16 protein-coding genes are annotated in these 16,226 nt (G+C 35.6%); 12 read left to right on the plus strand and 4 right to left on the minus strand.

Features of this window, described 5'->3' with window-relative positions:
- A partial coding sequence (locus WC622_RS12700; protein ID WP_372820073.1) for a TlpA family protein disulfide reductase occupies nt 1–548 on the minus strand: 548 nt, incomplete at its 3' end.
- Between the two features lie 141 nt (nt 549–689).
- Between WC622_RS12700 and WC622_RS12705 the strand changes: the two genes are divergently transcribed.
- On the plus strand, nt 690–2,192 hold the full coding sequence (locus WC622_RS12705) for a sensor histidine kinase (RefSeq protein WP_372820074.1): 1,503 nt from the start codon (nt 690–692) through the stop codon (nt 2,190–2,192).
- On the plus strand, nt 2,189–2,878 hold the full coding sequence (locus WC622_RS12710; RefSeq protein ID WP_372820075.1) for a response regulator transcription factor: 690 nt from the start codon (nt 2,189–2,191) through the stop codon (nt 2,876–2,878). Before WC622_RS12705 ends, WC622_RS12710 begins: the two co-directional genes overlap by 4 nt.
- A 77-nt stretch (nt 2,879–2,955) precedes the next feature.
- On the opposite strand, the gene WC622_RS12715 is transcribed toward WC622_RS12710, so the two are convergent.
- Complete coding sequence (locus WC622_RS12715; protein ID WP_372820076.1) at nt 2,956–3,744, minus strand: hypothetical protein; 789 nt, start codon at nt 3,742–3,744, stop codon at nt 2,956–2,958.
- A gap of 262 nt (nt 3,745–4,006) precedes the next feature.
- Nucleotides 4,007–6,226 (minus strand): NADP-dependent isocitrate dehydrogenase, encoded by a 2,220-nt coding sequence (locus WC622_RS12720; RefSeq protein ID WP_372820077.1) that lies wholly within the window; start codon nt 6,224–6,226, stop codon nt 4,007–4,009.
- A gap of 202 nt (nt 6,227–6,428) precedes the next feature.
- On the opposite strand from WC622_RS12720, the gene WC622_RS12725 reads away from it, so the two are divergent.
- The 5 genes from WC622_RS12725 (at nt 6,429) to WC622_RS12745 (ending at nt 11,611) form a co-directional block, all read left to right on the plus strand.
- Nucleotides 6,429–8,177, plus strand: coding sequence for a S41 family peptidase (locus WC622_RS12725; protein WP_372820078.1), 1,749 nt, complete (start codon nt 6,429–6,431; stop codon nt 8,175–8,177).
- Between the two features lie 4 nt (nt 8,178–8,181).
- Entirely contained in the window at nt 8,182–8,946 is a 765-nt protein-coding gene (gene map, locus WC622_RS12730) for a type I methionyl aminopeptidase (RefSeq protein WP_372820079.1), read from the plus strand.
- 6 nt (nt 8,947–8,952) lie between these two features.
- Nucleotides 8,953–9,456 carry a GNAT family N-acetyltransferase gene (locus WC622_RS12735; RefSeq protein ID WP_372820080.1) on the plus strand — a complete coding sequence of 168 codons (504 nt, stop codon included), beginning with the start codon at nt 8,953–8,955 and terminating at the stop codon, nt 9,454–9,456.
- Nucleotides 9,457–9,507: 51 nt separating this feature from the next.
- Nucleotides 9,508–10,638, plus strand: a complete 1,131-nt coding sequence (gene chrA / locus WC622_RS12740) for a chromate efflux transporter (protein WP_372820081.1) — start codon at nt 9,508–9,510, stop codon at nt 10,636–10,638.
- A gap of 337 nt (nt 10,639–10,975) precedes the next feature.
- The gene (locus tag WC622_RS12745; RefSeq protein ID WP_372820082.1) at nt 10,976–11,611 is read left to right on the plus strand and encodes a DUF6266 family protein; all 636 of its coding nucleotides are present in this window, start codon (nt 10,976–10,978) and stop codon (nt 11,609–11,611) included.
- Nucleotides 11,612–11,824: 213 nt separating this feature from the next.
- Here WC622_RS12745 and WC622_RS12750 read toward each other — a convergent pair whose 3' ends face one another.
- Nucleotides 11,825–12,169 (minus strand): single-stranded DNA-binding protein, encoded by a 345-nt coding sequence (locus tag WC622_RS12750; protein ID WP_372820083.1) that lies wholly within the window; start codon nt 12,167–12,169, stop codon nt 11,825–11,827.
- 245 nt (nt 12,170–12,414) lie between these two features.
- Here WC622_RS12750 and WC622_RS12755 point away from each other — a divergent pair, with 245 nt between their 5' ends.
- The 5 genes from WC622_RS12755 to WC622_RS12775 all read left to right on the plus strand — a co-directional run bounded on the left by WC622_RS12755 (nt 12,415) and on the right by WC622_RS12775 (nt 16,058).
- Nucleotides 12,415–12,768 carry a hypothetical protein gene (locus WC622_RS12755; RefSeq protein ID WP_372820084.1) on the plus strand — a complete coding sequence of 118 codons (354 nt, stop codon included), beginning with the start codon at nt 12,415–12,417 and terminating at the stop codon, nt 12,766–12,768.
- 80 nt (nt 12,769–12,848) lie between these two features.
- Nucleotides 12,849–13,625, plus strand: a complete 777-nt coding sequence (locus tag WC622_RS12760; protein ID WP_372820085.1) for a DUF6597 domain-containing transcriptional factor — start codon at nt 12,849–12,851, stop codon at nt 13,623–13,625.
- 30 nt (nt 13,626–13,655) lie between these two features.
- Nucleotides 13,656–14,816, plus strand: a complete 1,161-nt coding sequence (locus WC622_RS12765) for an FAD-dependent oxidoreductase (RefSeq protein WP_372820086.1) — start codon at nt 13,656–13,658, stop codon at nt 14,814–14,816.
- A gap of 198 nt (nt 14,817–15,014) precedes the next feature.
- On the plus strand, nt 15,015–15,590 hold the full coding sequence (locus WC622_RS12770; RefSeq protein ID WP_372820087.1) for a hypothetical protein: 576 nt from the start codon (nt 15,015–15,017) through the stop codon (nt 15,588–15,590).
- Nucleotides 15,591–15,620: 30 nt separating this feature from the next.
- Nucleotides 15,621–16,058 (plus strand): hypothetical protein, encoded by a 438-nt coding sequence (locus tag WC622_RS12775; RefSeq protein WP_372820088.1) that lies wholly within the window; start codon nt 15,621–15,623, stop codon nt 16,056–16,058.
- Nucleotides 16,059–16,226 lie beyond the last annotated feature (168 nt).

The following is a 16,226-nucleotide window of genomic DNA, read 5'->3' on the forward strand; positions in this document are numbered from 1 at the left end:
TACAAACTATCTAATAGACCTTGTGTAATGGAATGTGTTTTCATTACTGCCACAATCTTTTTATCAGCGTTTACAATTGCACACTGACTTACAGAAGCCAAATTAAATAAAGTATAAAACAGATAACTCGTATCGGTTGATAACCAAATTGTTGTGGGTTTATTTTTAAGGTATTTTTGAAGTTTTAATGGATCATCATCAGAAATTGCGATTACCTGTATTTTATTAGCATTGGCTTTTTGCAGCTTAGTCAACTCATCCATTTCTGGTATGCAAGGACTGCACCATGTCCCCCAGAAATTTAAGATATAAAATTTTTTATCCTTGCTTTCATTAAGATTAACACTCTTAACAGGTGCATTTATGATCTGATTAATCGGAATGTTCGGAAACTGATCTCCAGCTTTAAGTACCATACCTTGTCCAAAAGCAAAAATTGGAGACAGGGAAAATAAATAAGTAAGTATTTTTTTCATTAGTATATAAATTTTTAAATGTGATGAAGCAATCATGAGCACATTCATTTCTGTTTGTGAGTGTTTGCTCATGATGGTTTCATTTTATAATAGTTTATTTTCTTCGATACAAATGTGATTATTGTTGAACTAAAAGACAGTTAACAGCATGTTATGCAATGTTATATTATGTTAACAGCAGAATAATAAAGTGCTTAATGATTAGATTTGAACATGCGGCAAAAACATCATCTACTCCCTGCACTTTGCTTTACAGCCATGCTTATCCTTTTAGGGTTACAAGTGTATTGGATTAGCAAATACTACACTAGTACCAAGCAAAATTTTGAAAAGGAGGTAAACCTTGCTTTCGAAGATGCCTTTAAAAAAGAGTTTAGCCTTCGTGCCGATAGCATTCAACGCATTTTAAAAAGGAGACTGTTGGATACCACTTTGTTTACCATTACAAGTAAGCTCGATAAAAAAGATAAAAAGGTTATTTATACAGTTGGCGAGACAAAAAGACCAAAAGATAAGTTCTCAAGTTCTTTCTCTTTGCATGATGTTGATATTTTGATTAACAATGGAAATAAAAAACAGCTAACTACGCTAATTGCCCAAAGGTTTTCTGAGTTACTTAGAAATGAAGATCTAAATAACCACATCGTATATTACAGAACACAGGAGTTAGGTAAATACATGGTAGATCTTACGAATAAAATAGAATTTGATACAGCGAATTTGCGTCCTATTTTAGATAAATACCTTGCCAATAGATCAATTTTCGTAAAGTATAACTTTTACGCAAAAGAAAAAGACAGTACAACCAATAGCAGCACTTTTAACCAAGCCTTATTAAAAAAATATCCTGTTATTACGCGGTCGCTTCCTACCTATAAGCATAATCCAGGACAAAATTATATACGGGTTATGTTTAAAGATCCATTCCCCTACATCCTGTCTAACATGTGGTTAATTCTGTTTAGCTCTGTTTTTTTGGTATTCCTAATCGCTTTTTGTCTGTATTATTTATTGAAAAGTCTAAGAAAAGAGAAAAAGCTATCCTTGATAAAAAATGATTTCATTAGTAATATTACGCATGAATTTAAAACCCCAATTGCGACCACCATGCTTGCTGTAGAAGCTTTAACTAATCAATCTGTACGACAAGATGAGGAAAAAGCAACACGTTATTTAAAGCATGCTAAAAATGAACTAAAACGCATTAGCGAACTCACTGATAAAATATTAAAAATCTCTTTGTACGATACAGAAAACTATAAAATTAAAAAAGAGAAAATTCAAATAGAAACAATCCTCAAAGAAATTATTGACATCTACAGTCTTTCAGAAAAAGATGTTAAAATTACGTTTAGAAATAATACCGGAATTGTAGAGATACTTGCAGATAAATCGCAATTCCAACATGCAGTAGCTAATATTATAGACAATGCAATTAAATATGGACGAGATAAAATCGAGATAGACATCAACCTATTTGTTGATTCCGGTTATCTTATTACGGCTTTTAAAGATAATGGTCCGGGCATTGTTAAATCAGAAATACCTTTTGTTTTTGAGAAATTTTATAGAGCTAAACAACAAGGTGAGGCACTAGTTAAAGGATATGGATTGGGTTTAAATTACGTGAAACAAATCATGGATCAACACCATGGTTGGTACACCATTATAAGCAATCAAAATGGAACTGAATTAAAATTAGGATGGCCTGTATGAGTGATTTAAAAATTCTATTTGTAGAAGATGAGCCAGCTCTTGCGGAAATTATAAAAGAGAGCTTAGAAAGCAAAGGTTTTGATGTATGTCATGTAGCTACCGCAGCAGCAGCTTTACAAGCACACTCGTTAACTACTTTTCACTTGCTCATTTTGGATGTCATGTTACCAGATGGAGATGGGTTTTCGTTATTAAAAAAAATACGAAGTAGAGACCTTACAACGCCTGCACTTTTTTTAACTTCAAAATCATTGGCAGCTGATGTGGTGAATGGATTTGAAAGTGGCGCTAACGATTACCTTAAAAAGCCTTTCAGTATGGAAGAATTAGTGATTAGGATGAGATCACTATTGGGAATTGTAAATACTAGACCTATTGACCTTAAAAAAACAGGTCCATTTACTATTGGAGAATATATATTCCATTATCCAGAAGGAGTTTTAGTGCATAAAGGCGCAAAGAAGCAACTTACTTTTCGTGAAGCTGAAATATTAAATCTATTGCAAAGTCGTCATGAACAAATGGTATTACGGCAAGAACTGCTCCTCACACATTGGGGAAATGATGATTATTTCTCTGGGAGAAGTTTAGATGTTTTTATCACAAAACTAAGGAAATACCTGAAGCAAGATCCTTCAATTGCCATCTTAAACTTTAGGGGACAAGGTTATAAATTGATTTTTTAGCAACAATAAAAAGCCCAAATGCGAGTGCAAATGGACTTATATTTTAAAGGAAAGTAATATTAAACTGCTAAATAATGCTAATATTTTTCGTAGGTATAAGTTGTTTTAATTGTGTTCTTACTTGCGAGATTGGTTAAACTTACCGTTTTTATTCTCCCTAAATTATCCAATTCGTAAGTTTGACTATAATCTGCATTAGGAAATACACTAAAGGTTTCACTTTTTGTTATGAATTTGCTTTCACTTGTAGAATTTGTAAAGAAGTATGAAATTGGATCAATCACATCTTTATAATATTCTGTTGTAGCAAAAAATGGAGGATTAGCTGGAATCCCATTTACGGATTGTGGAACGTAATCTTTTGTAACAAACGGATTTTCTCCTTTCAGACTGAACGTATAGTTAATAATAGTTAAGGGAATATTATTACCGTCTTTTGTGGTTACCTTTGAAATTTTTCCTCCAACATAGCTATAATCAGTATTAATTGTTGATGTGGTTACTGGTTTTGCTGGATCTGAATAATTTACACCTCTGAAAATTGAACTTTCTATGATATCTGTATTGACCTGATATTTATAATCAGAAATATATTTTAAAACTGATCCATCTTCTTGAAGATCCTGAGAAAGCTTACCATTTGTATAAGAGTAGGTTTGTGAGCTGGTTAATTTAGTTCCAGTGTTATCCTTTATGAAATGATCCGATTTCACAATCTGATTGGCAGTATTATAAGAATATTTACTTATTAAACCATCATCACTTGCCACCTCTATAGGGCGATAATGTTTATAAGGGTCGGCATCTACAATAGGATCAACTGGTTTAGGATCAGTCCCTTTTTTACAAGCACCAAATAAACCCATCAGGGCAATTAAACTATACAGAATATTTTTTTCATTTTTAACTAGATTAAAAGATTAATTAAACCATAAACCTAGCCATTCCATGCCCTTTAAAAAATCGTCTTTTAGAGGTATTCAAAAATCAAATCAATACTAAAACAGGGAAGAATTAGGAATAAATCACCTTAAAAGATGATAAAATTAACAGAGGTTGGAAATACCATATATTAAAAAAGCCCAAATGCTAATGCAAATGGGCTTATATTTTCTAAAGCATTAGCGCTTACAAACTTGCCAACGTAGTATTCAATGTATCACTTGGACGCATGGCTTTACTTGCCAATTCATCATTAGGATGATAATAACCACCAATGTTTTGTGGCTTACCTTGTGCGCTGATTAACTCGTCAACTATTTTACTTTCATTCTCGGTTAATGCTTTTGCAAGCGGAGCAAATCTTGCTTTTAAATCTGCATCTTTTGTCTGACTGGCTAAAGCCTCAGCCCAGTATAAAGCTAAATAAAAATGAGAACCACGGTTATCAATGGTACCTAATTTCCTTCCCGGAGATTTATCTGTCGCCAAGAATTTTGCATTTGCTTCATCCAATGCATCCGCTAAAACTTGCGCTTTTGCATTATTTTGTGTTTGCGACAAATGTTCTAAAGAAGCTTGTAAAGCCAAGAACTCACCTAATGAATCCCAACGCAAATAACCTTCTTCTATAAATTGTTCAATATGCTTTGGAGCAGAACCACCAGCGCCTGTTTCAAACAAACCACCACCATTCATTAATGGAACAATAGATAACATTTTTGCAGAAGTTCCTAATTCTAAAATCGGGAATAAATCTGTTAAATAATCACGCAATACGTTTCCAGTAACCGAGATGGTATCTTGTCCTTTTCTAATTCGTTCTAAGGTATATTTAGTGGCTTCTACTGGAGCAAGAATTTGAATATCCAATCCATTCGTATCGTAGTCAGCTAAATATTTTTTCACTTTCGCGATAATTTCTCTATCGTGCGCTCTGTTTTCATCTAACCAAAACACTGCTGGCGTTGCCGATAAACGAGCTCTATTTACAGCTAATTTTACCCAATCTTGAATGGGTGCATCTTTAGTTTGGCACATTCTAAAAATATCGCCTTTCTCTACTTTCTGATCGAAGAACACTTTTCCGCTTGCATCAGTTACCCGAATGGTACCGTTTGCTTTTGCCTGGAAAGTTTTGTCGTGAGAACCATATTCTTCCGCTTTTTGCGCCATTAAACCCACATTAGGTACAGAACCCATTGTGGTTACATCAAAAGCACCATGTTTTTTACAATCGTCAATTGTGGCAGTATACACACCAGCATAACAACGATCTGGAATTAAAGCTGTTGTATCTTGAGGTTTACCGTCTTTGTTCCACATCTGGCCAGATGTACGAATCATGGCAGGCATCGAAGCATCCACAATTACATCCGATGGTACGTGCAAATTAGTAATTCCTTTATCAGAATTTACCATTGCCAATGCCGGACCATTTTCAATCGCTTTTGCTAAATCTGCTTCTACTTCAGCTTGTTTCGGGTTGCCAGCAATTTTCGCATATACATCACCTAAACCATTGCTCGTATCTACATTTAGTTCTTTAAATAAATCCGCATATTTTGTGAATACATCTGCGAAGTACACTTCTACAATTGCACCAAAAATAAGTGGATCAGAAACTTTCATCATCGTAGCTTTTAAATGCGCAGATAACAATGTTCCTTCAGCTCTTGTTGCTACAATTTCTTTCGCTACAAATGCTTTCAATGCAGCAAGACTTAACGCAGAACTATCAATTACTTCTCCAGCTTTTAATGGAGCTAAACCTTTTAATTCCGTTACCGCACCATCTTCGCCAACAAATTCTATTTTAAATTGAGTGGCTTCTGCAACAGTTACAGATTTCTCTGAACCATAAAAATCACCTTCGCTCATGCTAGCTACTCTAGTTTTAGAATCTGCCGACCAAGCACCCATTGAATGTGGATTTACTTTTGCATAATTCTTAACCGCTTTTGGGGCTCTCCTATCCGAGTTACCCTCACGTAAAACGGGATTTACGGCTGAGCCTAATACTTTACCATATTTAGCCTTGATTGCTTTTTCTTCCTCGCTTTGTGCGTTATCTGGATAGTTTGGCAACGCATACCCCTGCGCTTGTAATTCTGTAATCGCATCCACCAATTGCGGAATTGAAGCAGAGATATTTGGTAATTTGATAATATTCGCCTCTGGCGTGGTAGCTAATGCACCAAGTTCTGCTAATGCATCGCCAACTTTTTGATCGTCTTTTAAAAACTCAGGGAAGTTTGCTAAAATTCTTCCAGCCAATGAAATATCTCTAGTTTCTACATCAATACCTGCCGAAGCAGTAAAAGCTTGAACAATAGGCAATAAGGAATAGGTAGCCAACATTGGCGCCTCGTCTGTTTTGGTGTAGATAATCTTTGATGTAGTTGACATATGATATTGGGTTGTTAATATTAATTTCGATTGGATTTTAACCGGTTGGCTAAAATCGCCTAAAGATAAAATAAACGAATGAATTTAATGCCATTGTAGTGTTAATTTGGTTTTGATGAAGACTAGGCTATCTTCTTAAAACTATTTTTTGCATTGATGCAACCATTTTCTTAGTAAGGCCGTCAACTTAAAAAGCACCGTTATGAAAACAAAACTCCTCACCCTACTTCTTTTACTTTTTGTCCTTACTGCGAATGCTCAAACTGTAAATCCGGCCGAAATAGAAAAACCTAAAGCTACTTTAGATAAAGAGTTTACGGCTGGTTCAAACCTAAGTTTAAAAAACTTAACACCCATGCAAATCACAAATTTAGTAGTGCTGGGCAAAGTGTGGAGCTTTTTAAAATACCATCATCCGGCTATAGCGAAAGGAAATTACAATTGGGATTTCGAACTATTTAGAATTGCTCCCAAAGTACTAGCTGTAAAAACAGATGCGGAGCGTAATGAACTATTATCGAATTGGATAACTGGGCTTGGTACGTTTAAAACAGCTACGCCAAAAGTAATTCCTGCTGCATCTATTAAGTATAAACCTAATTTCGACTGGGTTGCCACTTCTGGATTGAGTAAAAAATTAATCGAACAGATTAACCAAATCAAACTGGCAGATAGAACCGAAGAAAGTTATTATGTAAAACTATATGATGCAGAAACTCCTGTACCGGTTTTTAAAAACGAAGATCCTTATCGTAGTCTTAAATATCCAGATGATGGCTACAGATTGTTAGGTTTATTTAGATTTTGGAGTGGTATAGAATATTTCGCTCCCTATAGAAATTTAACAAATAAACCTTGGGGAAATATCTTAAAAGAATACATCCCAAAATTTATAGCTGCAAAAGATGAACTTGACTACAAACTTACCGCAGCTGCTTTAGTAGCAGAGATTAGCGATTCACATGCAGATTTTTCTCCTTTCGACCCTATTTTTAAACCTTTTTACGGTGCACTTAAACCAAACATCGAAATTGTTTTTGTAAATAATGCCCCAGTTGTTACATACAGTAATGATGAAATCCTAGGTATCAATTCTTTAAAAAGAGGAGATGTTATTCAAACCATTAATGCGGTTCCAGTAGCACAGCTGATCAAGGAAAAATTACCCTATATGTCAGCATCAAACTACCCTACTCAATTAAGAAAAATGGCGCAACTCTTTTTGAGAACAAATGATACGGTGATGAAAGTAACTTACCTTAGAGATAACAAAACCGCGACAACAACTTTAAAGTGTTATCCTTTTAACAGAACCAATTATAAAAAACCTGCAGCAGCCGATACTGGTTTTAAGATGATAAACGATATCGCTTATTTTCATCCCGGCAGGTTAGGCAAACGCTTAAAATTGGTGATGCCTTTAGCCATGAAAGCCAAAGGCATAATTATTGATATGCGCACTTACCCTAAACCAACAGACTTTGCTTGGGACATTGGAAAATACCTATTTACCAAGCCAATGGATATTGCAAGATATACACAAGGAAGCACCGAAACGCCTGGTTTATTCACCTACATGTCTGATGAATACATGGCGCAAGGAAGAATAGGAACTGTTAGAACAGACAATTACAAAGGCCAAGTCATCATTTTGATTAACGAAGAAACTCAAAGCTTAGCCGAGTTATCCGTCATGGCATTACGCACTCGACCAAATACATTGGTTATTGGTAGTCAGACAGCAGGAGCAGATGGTAGTGTGGGCATGCCCATTGTTTTCCCAGGGGGGATTGGTTCGAGTTATACGCAAATTGGCGTATATTATCCCGATGGTAGAGAAACACAAAGAATTGGCATTGTACCAAACATTGTAGTAAAGCCAACCGTTAAAGGTATACAAGAAGGTAAGGATGAAATTTTAGAAAAAGCCATATCTTTGATCAAACTTTAAAAACATGTCCATAACCAATGCCGAAGAGCTTGCAGGAATGCAAAAAATAAGTGATGCCGTAGCGATTACACTCAAAGAAATGAGAGGATATGTAAAACCAGGCATGACTGCTAAACAACTAGATGATTTTGGTGGCGGCATTTTAAATGATTTAGGCGCAAAATCTGCTCCACGCTTAACCTACGATTTCCCCGGTTGGACTTGTATTAGCGTGAATAATGAAATTGCACATGGCATACCGAGCGAGCAAAAGATATTTAAGGAAGGTGATTTAATTAATATTGATGTTTCTGCAGAATTAGATGGCTTTTGGTCGGACAATGGAGGTTCTTTTGTATTGGGCGAAGATATTTACCAGTACCAAAAATTAGTAACTGCTTCTAAGAACATTTTGAAGAAAGCCATCCATCAAATTAAGGGCGGTGTAAAAATCTCTGAGATTGGCAAACTGATTGAAACGGAAGCAAAGAAATCAGGCTATACCGTAATTAAAAATTTAACCGGACATGGTGTGGGCAGAAGTTTACACGAAGAACCGCATGAAATTGCCAACTTTCAAGACCGTTATAACTTTGAACGCTTTAGAAAAAACACAACTGTTGCTGTCGAGACATTTATCTCTACTAAATCTACAATAGCTAATACAGAAAAAGATGGATGGACATTGGTGGGCAACAGAGGCGGCTTTGTAGCACAACATGAACATACCATTATGGTTACGGATGGCATGCCATTAATTCTAACCAGTCAAAATGAAATTTGGAACTAAGACCCTATGATCGAAAGCAAACGTCTCATTCTACAACCACTCACTCACGATCAATTAGTAAAATACATTAAAAATGATAATTCGTTAGAGGAAGAGTTAAACTTAAAGCCAACACATAAAATAATCTCTCCAGCACTAAAAGAAGCTTTAGAAGAAACCATTTTACCAAATGTAGCTGATACTGGCAAAAATCATTTATTCTCCACCTTGTGGACGCTCATTTTAAAAGACGAAAACAGAATGATTGGTGATATCTGCTTTGTAGGCGAACCTGATGAAAATGGAGAAATTGAAATTGGTTACGGCACCTACGAGGAGTATAGAGGAAAAGGTTACATGACCGAAGCCGTTGCCTGTATTATTGAATGGGCAAAAAGTCAGGAGAACGTGAAATCTATCTTTGCCCAAACCGCAAAAGATAATCCTGCATCATTTGGGATACTAGAAAGAAACCATTTCGAAAAAGTAGGGGAAGTTGAGAATTTGTTTAATTGGAGGTTGGTGTTTTAGCAATACCTTAATACATGGTTGCTTAGGGTCGGCTGACAAACTTTTACTTAAATGGAGCATAAACCAGATTTAAAAGATATTGCCAAACTTTTTCTGAAATTGGGCATCATTGGCTTTGGCGGACCAGCTGCACACATTGCCATGATGCAGGACGAAGTGGTGACCAAAAGAAAGTGGTTAACCGAACAGCATTTTCTGGACTTGATTGGCGCAACCAATCTAATTCCCGGTCCCAATAGCACGGAAATGGCCATCCACATTGGACACGAAAAAGCGGGCTGGAAAGGTTTAATAGTTGCAGGCTTTTGCTTCATTTTGCCAGCCGTTTTCATAACTGGAATTTTTGCCTTCCTTTACAAAGAATACGGACAAATCCCAAAAGTACAGCCCTTTATTTACGGCATAAAACCTGCTATCATAGCCATCATTTTAGGAGCAATTTTTCCTTTGGCAAAAAAATCACTAAAGTCAACACTACTAATTATTATCGGATTACTTGTTTTGCTTGGTGCATTATTTAGTATTAACGAAATCTATTTGATGTTTGGCGCAGGTTTTTTTGCTTTGTTTTTTGCTTATGTGCGAAATAATAAGCAAAATAATAGCAACAGTTTTCTGCCATTAACTTTAATGCAAATCACAAATACCACCATGCTTCAGGCAACCAATGCAAACCTGTTTTGGATTTTCCTAAAAATTGGCGCTATACTTTATGGAAGCGGTTATGTTTTGTTTGCATTTCTCGATACTGAGTTGGTTTCAACCAGGCTTTTAACAAGGCAGCAATTAATTGACGCCATTGCGGTTGGACAATTCACGCCTGGCCCTGTTTTTTCTTCCGTTACATTCATTGGATATCAAATTAACGGTTTTGTAGGTGCTATCATTTCAACTATCGCCATATTTTTACCTTCATTTGTTTTTGTTGCTTTCCTCAACCCAATCGTAAAGAAAATGCGAAACTCAATGCTATTTTCGGCATTTTTAGATGCAGTAAACGTAGCATCGGTCGCAATAATTATAGCCGTTTGTTTTGATATGGGAAAAGACACCATTACAGATTGGCGTACAGTTTTAATTGCAATTTTAAGTATAGCAATAGCATTTGGATACAAGAAAATAAATAGCGCTTTTGTGATTTTAGGCGGTTCATTAATTGGTTATTTATTGATGCTTATATAACAACAACCCGACAGAAAATAAGGACGAGCCCAACACCAGTTTAGCAAATTGCTGACAGCCCTTTCAATTAAACTTCAGCAGTACATATCTACCTATATGCTGATTTCTCGCCAAGGAAAACAATCAATATTAGCATCGTTGTTGAACTTCTAATTAATTGCAAAATCAATGCTACTTTTTAATAGCTTCTTCGGAGCTTCTTCGGAGCTTCTTCGGAGTTTGTTCGGAGTTACTACGGATAGTGTTCGAATAAACTCCGATTAATTTGCGTCTTAAATTTGGTAAAGCACACTAAATAACCTAACTTTAATACAGCGTTTCACTTATCAATTGACAAATGGCACAAGCAAAGAATGGTATAAATGGTGGTTTTTCGGGAAAAGCAGGATCAGTGATTGGCTATACTGTAAGAGGTAAGCAAGTGATGAGGAGTGTACCTCGTAAAATTACCAAGAACCCCTCAGAAAAACAGTTAGCTGCGAGAGCTAGGTTCGGCCTGTTGCAACAATGGCGTTCGCCCCTCACCTCTTTCTTTGCCATTACGTTTAAAAACCACACCCACGAGCGCTCCGCACAAAATGCAGCACACCATTTTAATTCGGGAATAGTGAAAGGGGAATACCCTAATTATGTGATTGATTACAGTTCCATTGTCATTAGCAGCGGGAACCTTCCGTTTCTTACAAACTTACAACTAGATGCTAGTGACAAGCAAAATGTAAACCTAGCATGGGAAGCAAGCTATGAGAGTGATGCCGCAGCAAATGATCTAGTTGCCTATCTGATCTTGTACGATCAACACGATTACTTTGATGGAAATCTGAATGCCGTAGAAAGAGGTGCAGGAAACTGTAAATTAACGTTGAATTATCCAGAAGGTTGTAAAACTGCGCATATCTATGTTACGGTATTGTCTAACGACAGAGAAAGGGCTGCAAACAGCGCATATTTAGGTAAAATTGAATTGCCGTAATGGTATTGTGTTTTACAGCGTAGCATTGAAGCTGGATGGCGAGCCATCATGTGAAGAAAATGGGCTAAAGCGTTAATAGCTCAGCCCTTTGTTTATAGATATGTTATACTAGTTACCTAAAAAACGAATGCGGTATACTTAATTGATTTATCAGAGGTCATATAGTTAAAGGGATACACTTGCTTGTGTGTAGCAAGTGTATCTAGATTAAAACTAATCTACCGCTTGTGTTTCTTTGATTAGTATTTCTTCCACTATTATTTCTGTGGTGTAACGTTTTGTACCATCTTTAGCCTCATAGTTATTGTTCTGTAATCTGCCTTCTATGGAGAAACGTGTACCCTTTTTAATTTTTAGTTCTGCTATGTCTGCCTTTGCACCCCAAAAAGTTAAAGAAAACCAGTGTGTCTTTTTCACTTCTTCACCTGCTGCGTTTTTATAACTCTCGTTTACCGCCATATTAACACGAGCCAATTTACTGTTTCCGCCTACTGTTTTTAGTTCTGCATCGCTACCTGCACAACCGCTTAATACTACTTTGTTTACTACGTTTTCCATCATCTTAAAAATTAAGTTTCTATATATTTAACAAACAATAGTCACCACGACTACCGACAGTACAAAGGTGCAAACACCCAAAAAGTCTAGTCGGATTTTAAACAGTTATAAGCGTGTATAATCGTTTAAACACGCCTAAGCAGCTTTCATTGCTAATTGAGGGCTTCAAGAAAAAATCTTAAAATTCTTTGGTATTTGTATTTTTCTGTAGCTTTAAACATCATCCCTAGTAAAAACAAAACAGTATGGAACGTATATGTCTAGACTGCAATGCTGTTATTAATGGCAGGGCTGATAAAAAATTCTGCGACGATCAATGTCGCACACATTACAATAACCGGATAAGAACTGAAGACAACAGTTTTTTAAATGAGGTTAATCGGATTTTAAAAAAGAATAGAGCTATTCTTAAAACAAAAAATCCAGATGGAAAAATCAAAGTGAAGCGAGAATCACTAATTCGTAAGGGCTTCGATTTTAATTACCATACCCACACCTACTCCACTCAAAAAGGTCATGTTTATTTCTTTTGTTATGAACAAGGATATCTACCCTTAGAAAATGAAGAAATTTTACTGGTGAAGAGAGAGGAGAAATAGATGGCAATTGAAGTGGACACAGCTGTTTGCATTCAATACAAAACCATAATCTTATCTTTACTTTCGTTTCCTTTATTAAAATGCAAAGCACGAAAAACATAACTCCAAACGGGATTGAATTCAAAATCTTGAAGCCCTCTCCGCCACTATCCGACTTTGTGGAAAGTTTTTGGATGCTTGAAAACCCGTCAGATGAAGCACACGAAACAGTTGGTTTGCCAGATGGCAGATTTGATATTATCTTTTCCTATTCGCCAAAAGAACCTTATAATGTGATGCAGATGGGTTTAGGAACAGAACCAGGACAACATTCAATTCCACCTAAGATCGTAATGTTTGCGGTTAGTTTTAAATTGTTAGCGATTGAATACCTGCTTGATATGAAAGCCGCTTCTATATTAAATACTGCACATCCGTTGCCTAATGACTTTTGGGGAATTGCAAAGGACGACCTGAAAAATTTTGAAGATTTTTGCGAAAAAGTTTCAACGAAAATGATTTCGCTAATCAAACCCAACGTTGACCATAGAAAGAAAAAATTATTTGACTTGATTTATTCTTCCAGCGGTTCTATTTTAGTAAAAGAATTATCAGACAACGTATTTTGGAGTAGTCGACAAATCAATCGTTATTTCAATGAGCACTTTGGGATTTCTTTAAAAGCATATTGCAACATTCTTCGTTTCAAAACGTCACTGCACCACATCAAAGAAGGGAAACTTTTTCCTGAACTAAATTTTACAGACCAAACGCATTTCATTAAAGAGGTAAAAAAGTTTTCAGGTGTAGTTCCAAAGGAATTATTCAAAAATCAAAACGACCGATTTATACTATTATCTTCCTTGCCTAAGAAATAGTTTTGCTCCTACAAAACAAATTTCAAAAGCATGTTACTACAAAATAAAACAATTGCCATTGTAGGTGGTGGACCTGGCGGTTTAACACTTGCCCGACTTTTACAACTTAAAGGTGCAACAGTAAAAGTTTATGAAAGAGACCTTAACAAAGATGCAAGAGTGCAAGGCACAACGCTAGATTTGCATGAAGAATCGGGTTTAAAAGCACTACGCCAAGCTCATTTATTAGATGCATTTAAAGAGAATTATCGGCCGGGTGCTGACAGAATGATTATTGTAAATGAAAATGCAGAAATATTTTTCAGTGATCATGAAGGAAAGCCAGAAGAAGATTTTGGCAATGAACACTTTCGACCTGAAATTGACAGAGGTCCATTAAGAAAAATCTTGCTAGAATCTTTGCAACCCGACACGGTTGTATGGGATAGCCAATTTGTTGTTATGGAAAAACAAAATGAGGGTTGGCTATTACATTTCAAAAACGGAACATCGGCTTATGCAGATATTGTAATTGGCGCTGACGGAGCTAATTCTAAAATTCGTCCATACATTACCGATATAAGAGCTTTTTATTCTGGCATATCTGGCCTAATGGGCACTGTCTATAATCCGGAAATAGCAGTCCCCAACATTCATAAACTTTTAAAAGATGGAAAAATAATGGCTTTTGGCGGCGGGAAAAATCTTACAGTAGCTACTAAAGGCGATGGCAGTATGGCTTTTTATCTTTCATATAAAGTGGAGGAGAGCCGTTTAAAAAACTTAGATTTAGCAGATAAATCTCAAATGCTTTCATTATTCAAAAATGATTTAGCTGAATGGGATACGATGTGGCATGAGTTATTTGAAAATGCCGAAATGCCCTTTATGCTTTTCCCAATTTATTGTATGCCTTTAAACCAAACTTGGACAGCTTTGCAAAACCTTACCATGCTTGGTGATGCTGCACACTTAATGCCACCATTTGCAGGAGAAGGCGTTAATATGGCAATGCTTGATGCATTAGAATTAAGCGATTACTTGTGCAACGAAAATTTTAATGATACACAGACTGCCATTGCTTCTTATGAAAAACAAATGCGAGAAAGAGCCGCAGTCGCAGCTTATGAATCATTAGAAAATGGAGATAAAATGCACAGTAAAGACGCGCTCCAAATAATGCTGTCTTTTTTTAATGAACACAGAAACTAATTGAGAATGTGTTTAATTGGAGATTATAATTTTATTAATGAATTGCGGCTAATACAATCTGGTAATAATGTCTTATAACATCGGTTTGACAAAAGTGGCGGAAAATTCTTCTTTATCCTTTCCAATCTTTTAGTAATTTTAGCTTAACCGCCACCATTCGCCAAGCCTCGGAACGTTAGGTGTAATTATTGAATAAAAATGAACGCTTTTATAAAACTCTTACTTCTATTATTATTTTTAACATCTTGTAGCTTTCTCGGATACAAAAATAAGTCTTCTATTTTTATCGAAACGGACGAAAGGATTTTAGCAGAAAATTCAAAATGTGCCTATAAACCTTTGCTGACAATAGAACAACGAAAAAAATTATATCCTTTCAAACAAGCGAGTAAAGTCTTGTTAATTTCCTTTGACGACCAAACGCAACCACAAGACAAAACCCCAACAAAAGGTAATCGAATTGATAGCACTAACCTGAGACAGGTTACAAAACTGGAAATCAAAGAAATAGATAGTTTGAGTAGTTTGCTTTACAACGTAGGTGTAAATGACAAATCAAAAAACACTATTATCGAGCAAGCAAGTTGCTATAATCCAAAGCATTCAATAATTTTTTTAGACAATAATGACCAGATAATTGACTATATAGAAATTTGTTTCGCTTGTAGTAGATACAAGACCAAGACAGAAAAAATCCGTGAAATAGAAATGTGCTCAAGTAAATACGAAATAATAAAAGAATACTTTAAACGATTTGGTTTTAAGTTTGAATAAAAATAACTACCCTAACAGCAGGTTTAATTTATGAAGGGACATTACAAACTCATTCTGCTAATCGCAATATCACTTGCAAGTTGTTCGCCGAAGTTGAAGGACGAATATAATGGACAAATTATTTTGGACATTTGCGACCTTCCGAATCATATAAATGAAACGGTCATTTTAAAAGCAACTTATAGCGGAATGGAAGAATATTGGTCCTTGAACTCAGTAAAATCTAAAAAATGTTCAGCCGAACTATTAGTAAATCTAGATTTTGAAGAAAATTATAAAATCCCGCACAACTTTGAGAAAATGCTGACCAAAATTCATAATAGTTATTGGAACTCATATCTTACAATTTTAGCAAAGGGGAAATATGAAAATAGCAACCCAAATGGTTATGGACACCTTGGAACAAAAAAATCAAGGTTTTTAATATCTGAAATAATAAATATAGAATTAATAAAAAGGGAAAAGTAAACTACACCTAACCACAAATTTGTATTATAATGGCTGAACTGCTTTACGTTACTTCATCGCAATTAACTAAATTTATACGGGCAGACAAGTTTTTGCTTTCTATGCCATTACAACACAAACCCGCCAAACGTTATGTGCAACCTTAGCAGAACGTCAAACTAATAACAA

Origin of the sequence: Pedobacter sp. (assembly GCF_041662865.1) — a bacterium.
Lineage (GTDB): Bacteria > Bacteroidota > Bacteroidia > Sphingobacteriales > Sphingobacteriaceae > Pedobacter.

Coding starts and splice junctions, on each gene's coding strand:
- WC622_RS12705 (WP_372820074.1), top strand. CDS start 690: ATGCGGCAAAAACATCATCTACTCCCTGCACTTTGCTTTACAGCCATG.
- WC622_RS12710 (WP_372820075.1), top strand. CDS start 2,189: ATGAGTGATTTAAAAATTCTATTTGTAGAAGATGAGCCAGCTCTTGCG.
- WC622_RS12715 (WP_372820076.1), bottom strand. CDS start 3,744: ATGGGTTTATTTGGTGCTTGTAAAAAAGGGACTGATCCTAAACCAGTT.
- WC622_RS12720 (WP_372820077.1), bottom strand. CDS start 6,226: ATGTCAACTACATCAAAGATTATCTACACCAAAACAGACGAGGCGCCA.
- WC622_RS12725 (WP_372820078.1), top strand. CDS start 6,429: ATGAAAACAAAACTCCTCACCCTACTTCTTTTACTTTTTGTCCTTACT.
- map (WP_372820079.1), top strand. CDS start 8,182: ATGTCCATAACCAATGCCGAAGAGCTTGCAGGAATGCAAAAAATAAGT.
- WC622_RS12735 (WP_372820080.1), top strand. CDS start 8,953: ATGATCGAAAGCAAACGTCTCATTCTACAACCACTCACTCACGATCAA.
- chrA (WP_372820081.1), top strand. CDS start 9,508: ATGGAGCATAAACCAGATTTAAAAGATATTGCCAAACTTTTTCTGAAA.
- WC622_RS12745 (WP_372820082.1), top strand. CDS start 10,976: ATGGCACAAGCAAAGAATGGTATAAATGGTGGTTTTTCGGGAAAAGCA.
- WC622_RS12750 (WP_372820083.1), bottom strand. CDS start 12,169: ATGGAAAACGTAGTAAACAAAGTAGTATTAAGCGGTTGTGCAGGTAGC.
- WC622_RS12755 (WP_372820084.1), top strand. CDS start 12,415: ATGGAACGTATATGTCTAGACTGCAATGCTGTTATTAATGGCAGGGCT.
- WC622_RS12760 (WP_372820085.1), top strand. CDS start 12,849: ATGCAAAGCACGAAAAACATAACTCCAAACGGGATTGAATTCAAAATC.
- WC622_RS12765 (WP_372820086.1), top strand. CDS start 13,656: ATGTTACTACAAAATAAAACAATTGCCATTGTAGGTGGTGGACCTGGC.
- WC622_RS12770 (WP_372820087.1), top strand. CDS start 15,015: ATGAACGCTTTTATAAAACTCTTACTTCTATTATTATTTTTAACATCT.
- WC622_RS12775 (WP_372820088.1), top strand. CDS start 15,621: ATGAAGGGACATTACAAACTCATTCTGCTAATCGCAATATCACTTGCA.